The organism is Ideonella sp. P3_A4 (assembly GCF_056403075.1).
This window is the reverse complement of record NZ_JBFUGE010000213.1, coordinates 1-10,251: the sequence shown is the minus strand read 5'-3', so window position 1 is coordinate 10,251 and position 10,251 is coordinate 1. Positions and strand designations below refer to the sequence as shown.

Genomic DNA, 10,251 nt, shown 5'->3' with positions numbered 1-10,251 from the left:
GCCCAGCACCAGCGGCCGCACGCAGGCCGTCTACAACCCGGCCACTGGCAAAGTGGCTCGCCAGGTCGCACTGGCCAGCGCAGACGAGGTCAACGCGGCGGTCGCTGCCGCCCAAGCCGCCTTCCCGGCCTGGGCCGACACGCCGCCGCTGCGCCGTGCGCGCATCCTGAACAACTTCCTCGGCCTGCTGAACCAGCACAAGGACACGCTGGCCGCGATGATCACCGCCGAGCACGGCAAGGTCTTCACCGACGCGCAAGGCGAAGTCACGCGCGGCATCGAAATCGTCGAGTTCGCCTGCGGCGCGCCGCAGCTGCTGAAGACCGACTTCACCGACCAGGTCGGCACCGGCATCGACAACTGGGTGCTGCGCCAGCCGCTGGGCGTGGTGGCCGGCATCACGCCGTTCAACTTCCCGTGCATGGTCCCGATGTGGATGTTCCCGATGGCGCTGGCCACCGGCAACACCTTCATCCTCAAGCCCAGCGAGCGCGACCCGTCACCGAGCCTGTTCATGGCCGAGTTGCTGAAGCAGGCCGGCCTGCCCGACGGCGTGTTCAACGTCGTGCAAGGCGACAAGCTGGCGGTCGACACGCTGCTGACCCACCCCGACGTGAAGGCCGTCAGCTTCGTCGGCTCGACACCGATCGCGCAGTACATCTACGAGACTGGCGCCAAGCACGGCAAGCGTGTGCAGGCCCTGGGCGGCGCGAAGAACCACATGGTGGTGATGCCCGATGCGGACGTGGACCAGGCGGTCGACGCGTTGATTGGCGCGGCCTACGGCTCGGCCGGCGAGCGCTGCATGGCGATCTCGGTCGCGGTGCTGGTCGGTGATGTGGCCGACAAGATCGTGCCCAAGGTGGCTGAGCGCGCGAAGGCGCTGAAGATCAAGAACGGCATGGAGCTCGACGCCGAGATGGGCCCGATCGTCACGCGCGAAGCCAGGCAGCGCATCGAGGGCTACATCGGCATCGGTGTGGAGGAAGGCGCGAAGCTGGTCGTCGACGGCCGTGGCCACAAGGTGCCCGGCCTTGAAGACGGCTTCTTCACCGGCGGCACGCTGTTCGACCACGTGACGCCCGAGATGCGCATCTACAAGGAAGAGATCTTCGGCCCGGTGCTGGCCTGCGTGCGCGTGCCCGACTTCGCCGCCGCACTGAAGCTGGTCAACGAGCATGAGTTCGGCAACGGTGTGGCCTGCTTCACCAGCGACGGCAACGTGGCGCGCGAGTTCAGCCGCCGCGTGCAGGTCGGCATGGTCGGTATCAACGTGCCCATTCCCGTGCCAATGGCCTGGCATGGCTTTGGTGGCTGGAAGAAAAGCCTGTTCGGCGACATGCACGCCTATGGCGAAGAGGGCGTGCGCTTCTACACCAAGCAAAAGAGCGTGATGCAGCGCTGGCCGGCCAGCATCGGAAAGGGTGCCGAGTTTGTGATGCCGACGGCCAAGTAGCCGCCGGCCGGGTGACGGTGGTCCGTCATCCCCTCCCTGGTTCACACGCGGCCGCGTCACAGCGGCCGCCTGTCTTTTGCAGCCGCTTCACAGCGGCCGCCTGTCTCTTCAGTGGGTCGGCGCCTCGCCGCCGCACCAGGCGGTGGCCATCGCCTTCTCCATCACCGGTGCTTCACCGCCGCACCAGGCCGCGGCCTTGATCGCAGACGCTTCAGCGCCACGCCAGACTGCGGTCAGTTTGACCGGCGCTTCACCGCCACACCAAGCAGCGGCCGCCTTGTTCACAGGCGCCTCGCCACCACACCATGCGGCCGACTTTTTCGCCGGCGCTTCCCCACCACACCAGGCCGTTGCCTTGTTGTTCACCGGTGCCTCGCCGCCGCACCAAGCCGCTGCCTTGTTCACGGGCGCTTCGCCGCCGCACCAGGCAGCCGATTTCTTTGCCGGCGCTTCGCCGCCACACCAGGCCGCCGCCTTGTTCGCCGGAGCCTCGCCGCCGCACCAGGCCGCCGCCCTGTTCACCGGCGCTTCGCCACCGCACCAGGCCGCCGACTTCTTTGCCGGCGATTCGCCGCCACACCAGGCCGCCGCCTTATTTGCAGGGGCCTCGCCGCCGCACCAAGCCGCTGCGTTTTTCGTTTGCGTCTCACCGCCACACCAGGCCGCTGCCTTGTCGGCCGTGGTCTCGCCGCCGCACCAGGCCGGGTCGGCCGGGCCTTCGATGGGCATCGCGTTGCGCGGCACTTCTTCGCCGAAATCGCTCTCGAACAAGCTGTGCAGAGCCTGGGCCGCCTGGTCCAGACGATCTTCATCGCCGAGCATGCCCAGGTAGGGGTTGTGGTGCAGGAAGCCACCAAAGATCAGCTCACAGTCGACCGCGTACTTGCGCGTATCGAGGATGTGGGCGTGCCAGAACTTGTCGATGTCGCGCGTCGGTGCCAGTTGTTGGCCCGGGTGCATGGCCAGCAGCGCCAGAAAGCGCTTGTAGCCCAGCTCGACTTCTTCGACATGTTCAGCGGTCCAGCCGTAGCCGTCTTCCTTGCTGCTGATCTTGAACTTGATGGGCGCCAGGTCCAGGGCGGCAATGCGGTTCATCACCTGCGCCAGGCTGCGGTCTTCAGTTTGCAAATGCATCGGTTCAACTCCCGAGGGTCAGAGAATTGCCAGCAGCCAACGGCCGCTGGCGCCCACGCGGGCCCGTGCGCGGCTCAGGCCGCGGCCACGGGGCTCACGAGATTTCGTACGTCGCGGGCCAGGAATCGGCTCATCTCGCCCGCGGTGATGGGTTTGCTCAGGTAGTAGCCCTGAATCTGGTCGCAGTGGTTGGTGCGCAGGAAGCCGAGTTGCTCCAGCGTCTCCACGCCTTCGGCCACCACCTTCATGCGCAGGCGCTGGGCCAGGCCGATGATCCCGGCGGTCAGCGCGGCCGCGTCTTCGTCGCCGGGCAGGTCCTTGATGAAGGAGCGGTCGATCTTCAGCGTCCCGAGCGGGAAGCGCTGCAGGTACGACAGCGACGAGTAGCCGGTGCCGAAATCGTCGATGGCCAGCGACACGCCGAGGTCGCGCAGCTCGCGCAGTTGCGCCGCGGCCCGGGTCGGGTTGCGCATCACGCCGCTTTCGGTGATTTCCAGCTCGAGCATGGCCGGCTCCAGCCCCGACTGCGCGAGGATCTGCGCCACCTCTTCGACCAGCCGCGGCCGGTTCAGCTGGCGCGACGACAGGTTCACGCTCACCTGCACCGGATGGCCCTCGTTCTGCCACCGCAGCGCATCACGGCAGGCCACCTCGAGTGCCCACTGGCCCATGCTCTCGATCAGGCCGGTGTCTTCGGCGATAGGGATGAACTGCACCGGCGAGACCAGGCCCAGCGTCGGGTGCTGCCAGCGCATCAGCGCCTCGACCCCGGTGATGCGGCCGGTCGCCAGCTCCAGCTTCGGCTGGTAGACCAGGAACAGTTCTTCGCGTTCCAGCGCGCGGTGCAGGCTGCTTTCGAGCAGCAGGCGCTGCTGCCCTTGCGAACTGCCTTGCGCCGAATGGAATTCGTAGGTGCCCGCGCCCTTCTCTTTCGCGCGGTACATCGCCGCGTCGGCGTGCATCAACAAGGTCTCGACGTCTTGCCCATCGTCCGGGTACATGCTGACGCCGATGCTCGCGGTGGTGGTCAGCTCGCGGCCGTTGATCTCGAACGGCGCGTTGAACCGGGCCAGGATCTTGGTCAGCGGCGGCACCACGTCGGCGGCGCTGTTCAAGCCCTCGAGGATGACCACGAATTCGTCACCGCCGAAGCGGGCCACGGTGTCGCTCTCTCGCACGCTGTCGCGCAGGCGGTCTGCACAAGCGCGCAGCAGCATGTCGCCGGCGCTGTGGCCCAGGCTGTCGTTGACGTACTTGAACCGGTCCAGGTCCATGAAGAGCACGGCCACGCGCTTTTGCAGACGCGCTGCACGCTGCGTGGCGTGCACCAGCCTGTCGTGCAGCAGCGGCCGGTTGGCCAGCCCCGTCAGCGCGTCGTGATGCGCCACATGGCGCAGCGCCTGCTCCGCCTGCTTGCGTTGCAGGTACTGCGCCAATTGGCTGGCGATGGACCGCATGAAGCCTTCGATTTCGCGGTCCACACTGATCGGGGCCTGGCTGAAGAACTCCAGCGCAGCCCACTGGGGCCCGGCACTCACGGGGATCAGCACCGCAGCCTGCAGGCCGCAACGCTCGGCCAATTGGTCTTCTTCGCTGTCGGCACCCGCCAGAGGAATGCTGCGCCAGGTCGGGTTGCCGGTGGCCGACGCCGATGCGACATGGCTGCCCGTCGGGCCGCCGCGGCGGCGCAGCATGACAGCCGTGAAGTCGCTCAATTCAGGTGCACCACCCTGTGCCCAGGCATGCAGGCAGCGCATCTGGCCATCGGCCTCGCGCAGCCAGCAGACCGCGGCATTCCATTGCAGGCGCGTCCCGATGGACGACAGGATGTAGGCGACGGCGCTCTCGGGATCCGACTCCATCGCAAGCTTCTGCCCGATGTCGTGCGCCAGTTCCAGACGCAACGCGGCCTTCTTKYGCGCTGTCTCGTCTCGCACCGTCGCGCGCACCGCAATGGCAGCGCCCTCGGTCGATCGCCGCAGATTGACGTGGACCCAGCGGTCGCTGCCGTCCGGCGTGCGCACGGCGTGTTCGATTTCCACCCGCTCGTCGCCGTGCTCGGCCTGCCACACCGCTTCGCTCAGGGCCGAGCGCTGCGAATCCGGCACCAACGCCAGCATCCGCGGCAGCGTCAGCGGCGCCGAACTGATGTCAAGGCCGTAGATGCGCCCCGCCTCGTCAGAGCACTCGATGTCGCCGCTGGACACGTCGAGCATCCAGTTACCCAGCTTGGCCAGCGACTGCGCCTCGGCCAGGCGCTGCTCGCTGCTGCGCAGGCTGTGAGTCATGTCGAAGGCCAGGGTCAATGCCCGCCGCTTGCCGCCCATCAGGCTGAGCAGCACGCTGGCCAGCAAGGCGCTGATGATGCAGCCGCCCAGCAAGATGATGATGGGCAGCATGCGTTCCAGCGGGCCGACACTCTGTTCGAACGGCACCGAGGCCTCGATCAGCCAGACCCTGCCGCCCAATGCAAACGTGCCGACGTTGTAGAAGCCGCTGTCGGCACTCGGCACCGGTTCGCTCGCTGCACCGGCTCCAGCCGACGCCGCACCGGGCTGAGAGGCCACGCCGCCCACCGCGGCGCCAGCAAGCTGCCGATGGGTATCGAAGACCAGTTTGTCGGGCTGCAGGTCGAACTTGGCAGGCGATGCACTTGACGCCGATTCGCGGCCGCCGTCGAAGATCCGCAGGCGCACGCCGTCCGTCGGGATCGGCAGCGTTTCCAACATCCGCGCAATCAGAAAACCCGCACCGACGCTGCCCAGGTAGGCCTCCCGGCGTTGCTCGGCGGTGTCCGTCGGCATGCCGGGCCGGTACACCGGAAGGCGCATCGCCAAGCCGGTCTGGCCCTGGATCTGAATCAGCTTGCCCGACGCGCTCAGGCGCCCCGAATCGCGGGCGCTGTCCAGCGCCCCGCGCACGTCCGGATTGACCGCAATGTCCTTGCCGAGAAAGGACTCGTTGCCGGCCATCGKCTCGATCAGCGAGATCGGATGGAAGGCATCGCGCGGGCCCGGGGGCTTGATGGTGACTCGCCCGCCGCCCAGGTCGTTCTGCAGTGCAGCCTCGAACGCCTCCTTGTCCGACGCCGGCACCAACGGGGCGTAGTTCAGGACCTGGAACCCGGGGAACGTACGCTTCAGGTCCAGTGACTCGGCGTAGCGGCGAAAGGCCTCTCGCGAAACGTTGCCAGTGTGGAACAACGCCCGCAACCCGGACAGCACTTCGACATAGGCAGCGAACCGCCGCTCGACCTCGTCGCCGGCACTGGTCGCCGCGGCGTCGAAGCGAAGCTCAGCGTTGCTGCGGATTTCGTCGTGTGCCGATCGGCTGATCGCCAGCGACAACAACACGCCGACAAACAGCACGGCGGCTGCGATCAACCGATGATTGCGTACTGCCTTGTTGTTTGACTTGGCCATGGGGGTGCTCCGTGATGGGACGAACTTTATGGACGTGGCCGCGTTGGCGCTGTCGGGAGCCCGGGGGCCTGTCTGTGGGGATGTCTGGACGCTTCAAGTAGGAATCGGCGGAAGTTGCGCTGTCAGCGTGAACGACGACACACCGCGCTCATCTCTGATACCCCACACCCCGCTCATCTCTGATAGCGGGTCCCGCCAGGGTTGACGCCACCTCCCCTTGGCTCCAACATCCCGTACCGACCGGGCACAGATCCGGCTCAATCAACAGCCGAGGCCGCTTCCAGAGTACGGAGCAAGCGGCCAACGGGAGGCTTGATGTCTGGGCTTGTCGATGACAGGCCGGTGTTTCTCTCGACCCTGACTGCGCCACGCCGCCAGAGTCGCTTGGCACTGGCCGTGGCGGGTGCGTCGGTGGCGCTCTTCGTCTTGATGGTGCCGTTCGCCAAGCAGCCGCTGGCGCCGGTGTGGGCCTTCATTCCCGTCTACGAATCGGCGCTCGTCATCAGCGACCTGATCACGGCCGCCCTGCTGTTCGGGCAGTTCGCGATCCTGCGCTCGCGCGCGCTGCTGGTGCTGGCCAGCGGCTATCTGTTCACCGCCTGCATCGCGGTGGTCCATGCGATGACGTTTCCCGGCCTGTTCGCACCCGGCGGCCTGCTCGGCGCGGGGCCGCAGACCACGGCCTGGCTGTACATGTTCTGGCACGCCGGCTTCCCACTGGCAGTACTGGGCTATGTCGTGCAGCTGCGGCGCCCACCCGAGACGGCGTTATGGCGCGGTCGGGTCGCCAACGCCGTGCTCGGCTGCGTTGCGCTCGTGCTGCTGCTGACCGCCGGCTGTGGCTTGATGGTCACCGCGGGCCGCGAGGTGCTGCCCGGCATCATGCAGGGCAACCACTACACCCCCGCGATGATCTTCGTCGTGGGCGGCATCTGGCTGCTCAGCGCCGTGGCGCTGGTGGCGCTGTGGCGCCGCAAGCCGCGCACGGTGCTCGACCTGTGGCTGATGGTCGTGATGTGCGTCTGGCTGTTCGACATCGGCCTGTCGGCAGTCTTCAACGCCGGCCGGTTCGATCTGGGCTTCTACGCCGGTCGCGTCTACGGGCTGCTGGCTGCGAACTTCGTGCTGCTGGTGCTGATGCTGGAAAACGGCCTGCTCTACGCCGGGCTGGTCGAAGCCCATTCGCGCGAGCAGCAGAAGACGGCCGACCTGCAGCGGCTCAACGCCAAGCTGGACGACTCGAACCAGCAGCTGGAAAAAGCCAGCCGCTTCAAGTCGGAGTTCCTGGCCAACATGGCGCATGAGTTGCGCACGCCCTTGAATGGCGTCATCGGCTTCTCTGAGCTGCTCAAGGACGAGCGTGCCGGGCGCTTGCTGGACAAGCAGAAGCGCTTTGCCACCCTGATCTTCGACAGCGGCCACCACCTGCTGTCGCTGATCAACGACATCCTCGACTTGTCCAAGGTCGAGGCGGGCAAGATGAGCCTCGAACTGGATCCGGTCGAGCCCAATGGCTTCCTGCGCGAGTGCCTGGCCTTGTTCGACGAAGCGGTCGAGCGGCGCGGCATCCGGCTGCACTTTGGCGCCATGCCGCCGCAGGGCCGGCTGATGGTGGACGCGAGAAAGCTGCGCCAGATCGTCTACAACCTGCTGTCCAACGCGGTCAAGTTCACGCCCGACGGCGGCGAGATCCGGGTCTGCGTGCGCGTGGCGCCAGCGAATGCACCGTGGCAAGCCGCCCCGGCCGGTACCGCGGCGCGCGTGTTGCCCATGCCCGAAGACGCCGGCGACGCCCCGCTGCTTGAGATCCTGATCATCGACAGCGGCGCCGGCATGCACAGCGAAGACCTGCCGCGCTTGTTCGAAGCCTTCCAGCAGGTTCCCTCGGCCGACCAGGCCCACCACATGGGCACCGGCCTGGGCCTGGCGCTGGTCAGCCGCTTCGCGGCGCTGCATGGCGGCACGGTGGGCGTGGCCAGCGCACCAGGGCACGGCACGCAGTTCGGCGTCTGGCTGCCCTGGCACGACGGCGACGGCGCTGCGCCGCCGACGCCGGTCCGGCAGGCAACGCCGACTTCGCCGGGAGCGCCGAGCACCCGCCATGCCCTCGTCATCGAAGACGATGAGGAAGCGGCCGAGCTGTTGCGGCTGCACCTCGAAAGCGCCGGCTTCCGAGTCCGTGTCGTCACCGACAGCAGCCTCATCCACCAGTCCGTGGGGCCCAAGCCCGATCTGATCACGCTCGACATCCTGATGCCCGGCACCAGCGGGTGGGATGTGCTGGAGCAACTCAAGAAGGACGAGGCCCTGGCCGGTGTGCCGGTGGTCATCGTCTCGATGGTGGCCGACCGTCAGCGCGGTGTCGCGCTCGGTGCCTCCAAGGTGCTCGAGAAGCCTGTCGGGCGGCAACAGCTGCTGGACGCTGTCGAGTCCCTGGGCCTGACCCGGCAGCCGGGGCAATCGCGCAAGGTCCTGGTCGTCGACGACAACCCCTTGGCCGTCGACCTGGTGGCGTCCAGCCTGGCCGGCGCCGACTGCGAGGTGCTGCGCGCATACGACGGCGAACAGGCCATCAGTGTCGCGATGGACAGCCACCCCGACCTGATCATTCTCGACCTGATGATGCCGGGCCTCAGCGGCTTCGAGGTGCTGGACCGCGTGCGCAGCCAGCCAGCCATGGCCTCGGTACCCATCCTGGTGATGACCGCCAAGACCATCACCCACCAGGACCGCGAACGCCTGAGTGGCCGCGTGCAGCAGGTGATCGGCAAGCAGATGCTCGACCGGGACCGCTTCATGGCCGAAGTGGGGCGCGCGCTGCACCAGTCCTAACGTGATCGTTGGCCTGAAAACGGTTCCCGGGCGGGGTACTGGAACGCCCCACGCCACGCGTCGAGATGTCCCCACAGGCGGGGAGTTTTGTGCCTGCCGTGTGTTGCCGACATCCAGGCCAGGGCGCCACAAGCCCGGTCAGGGAGCACAACACGGTGAATCACGACGACCTTTCGATGCCGTCCGGGCCGGATGGCGACTACGCCATCGCCCGAGGCGAAGTGCTGGTCTTGACCATCACGCCGGGCGAGCGCATCAGCTACTGCAACGCGGCCTTCGCCCAAGCCAGCGGCTACACGCACGACGAGTTGATCGGCCGGCCCCAGGTGCTCTTCAATCGGCGGGAGATGCCGGCCGAGGTGTTGCGCGACCTGTGGGCCACGCTCGAAGCGGGTGCCTCCTGGTCATCGGTGGTGAGAAGCCGGCGCAAGAGCGGTGAGCGCTACTGGCTCCATGCCACGGTGGCCCCGATCAGCGACGCGCCCGACCCCGCCGGCTACATGGTGGTGTGCACACGGCCGCGCCGCGGTCAGGTCCGCAGCACCGAGGCCGCCTACGAGACCATGCGCCGCACCGCGCGGCAGTGGCTGCACGCGGTCTGCAGTGCACCCCATGGATCCGTCGTGCCGATCGAGCTTCAGGCCGGAGGACCACGGCCATGGTGAGCGCCGAGTCCTTCGGCACCAGTTGGGCTGAGATGGCGCGGCGCCAGGCACTGGTGATCGATGCCAACCCGGCCTCGCGCACGATGCTGACAGCCATGATGCGCGAACTCGGCTTCGGCACGGTGGTCCAGACCAGCCGCGCCCAGGATGCGCGCCGGCTGATCGAGCACCAGCGCTTCGACATCGTCATCTGCGAATACGCCTTCGAAAACCAGCCGATGACGGGCCAGGACCTGATGGACGACCTGCGCCTGGCGCAGTTGCTGCCGCTGTCGACGGTGGTGGTGATGATCTCCGGCGAAGCCGGCTACGCCCGTGTGGCCGAGGCCGCGGAGGCCGCCCTCGACGCTTACCTCATCAAGCCGCATACYGGGCAGGCACTGCGCGACCGGGTGCTGCAGGCGTTCCAGCGCAAGGCGACACTGGCCGACATCATCGGCCGCGTCGACAAGGGTGCCTTCGTCGAGGCGGCCGAGCTGTGCCAGCACCGTTGCGACACGCGTGGCCCGAACTGGCTCAACGCTGCGCGCATCGGCGCCGACCTGTGGATCCGCGCTGGCCGTCCGCAATCGGCCCAGGCGCTGTTCGAAACCATCATGTCGGCCCGCGCCGTACCCTGGGCACGACTGGGTTTTGCACGCTCGCAATACCAGGCCGGCGGCGTCCAGCTGGCGCGACGCACACTGGAAAGCCTGCTCAACGATGAACCCCGCTACGCCGACGCCTATGACGTGATGGGCAA

General features: G+C 67.4%; 6 protein-coding genes. 4 read left to right on the top strand and 2 right to left on the bottom strand.

Annotated features, from left to right (window positions below):
• The coding region (locus AC1DYI_RS18425; RefSeq protein WP_477205583.1) for a CoA-acylating methylmalonate-semialdehyde dehydrogenase at nt 1-1,456 on the top strand (1,456 nt) is incomplete at its 5' end.
• Nucleotides 1,457-1,564: 108 nt separating this feature from the next.
• Here the strand turns inward: AC1DYI_RS18425 and AC1DYI_RS18420 are convergent.
• Both AC1DYI_RS18420 and AC1DYI_RS18415 read right to left on the bottom strand, forming a co-directional pair.
• Nucleotides 1,565-2,590, bottom strand: coding sequence for a hypothetical protein (locus AC1DYI_RS18420; protein ID WP_477205582.1), 1,026 nt, complete (start codon nt 2,588-2,590; stop codon nt 1,565-1,567).
• A gap of 74 nt (nt 2,591-2,664) precedes the next feature.
• Nucleotides 2,665-6,012 carry a bifunctional diguanylate cyclase/phosphodiesterase gene (locus tag AC1DYI_RS18415; protein ID WP_477205581.1) on the bottom strand — a complete coding sequence of 1,116 codons (3,348 nt, stop codon included), beginning with the start codon at nt 6,010-6,012 and terminating at the stop codon, nt 2,665-2,667.
• A gap of 315 nt (nt 6,013-6,327) precedes the next feature.
• Between AC1DYI_RS18415 and AC1DYI_RS18410 the strand changes: the two genes are divergently transcribed.
• The 3 genes from AC1DYI_RS18410 to AC1DYI_RS18400 form a co-directional block, all read left to right on the top strand.
• Nucleotides 6,328-8,844, top strand: coding sequence for a response regulator (locus AC1DYI_RS18410; RefSeq protein ID WP_477205580.1), 2,517 nt, complete (start codon nt 6,328-6,330; stop codon nt 8,842-8,844).
• A gap of 155 nt (nt 8,845-8,999) precedes the next feature.
• The gene (locus AC1DYI_RS18405) at nt 9,000-9,509 is read left to right on the top strand and encodes a PAS domain-containing protein (protein WP_477205579.1); all 510 of its coding nucleotides are present in this window, start codon (nt 9,000-9,002) and stop codon (nt 9,507-9,509) included.
• The coding region (locus tag AC1DYI_RS18400) for a response regulator (RefSeq protein ID WP_477205578.1) at nt 9,503-10,251 on the top strand (749 nt) is incomplete at its 3' end. The genes AC1DYI_RS18405 and AC1DYI_RS18400, both read left to right, overlap by 7 nt.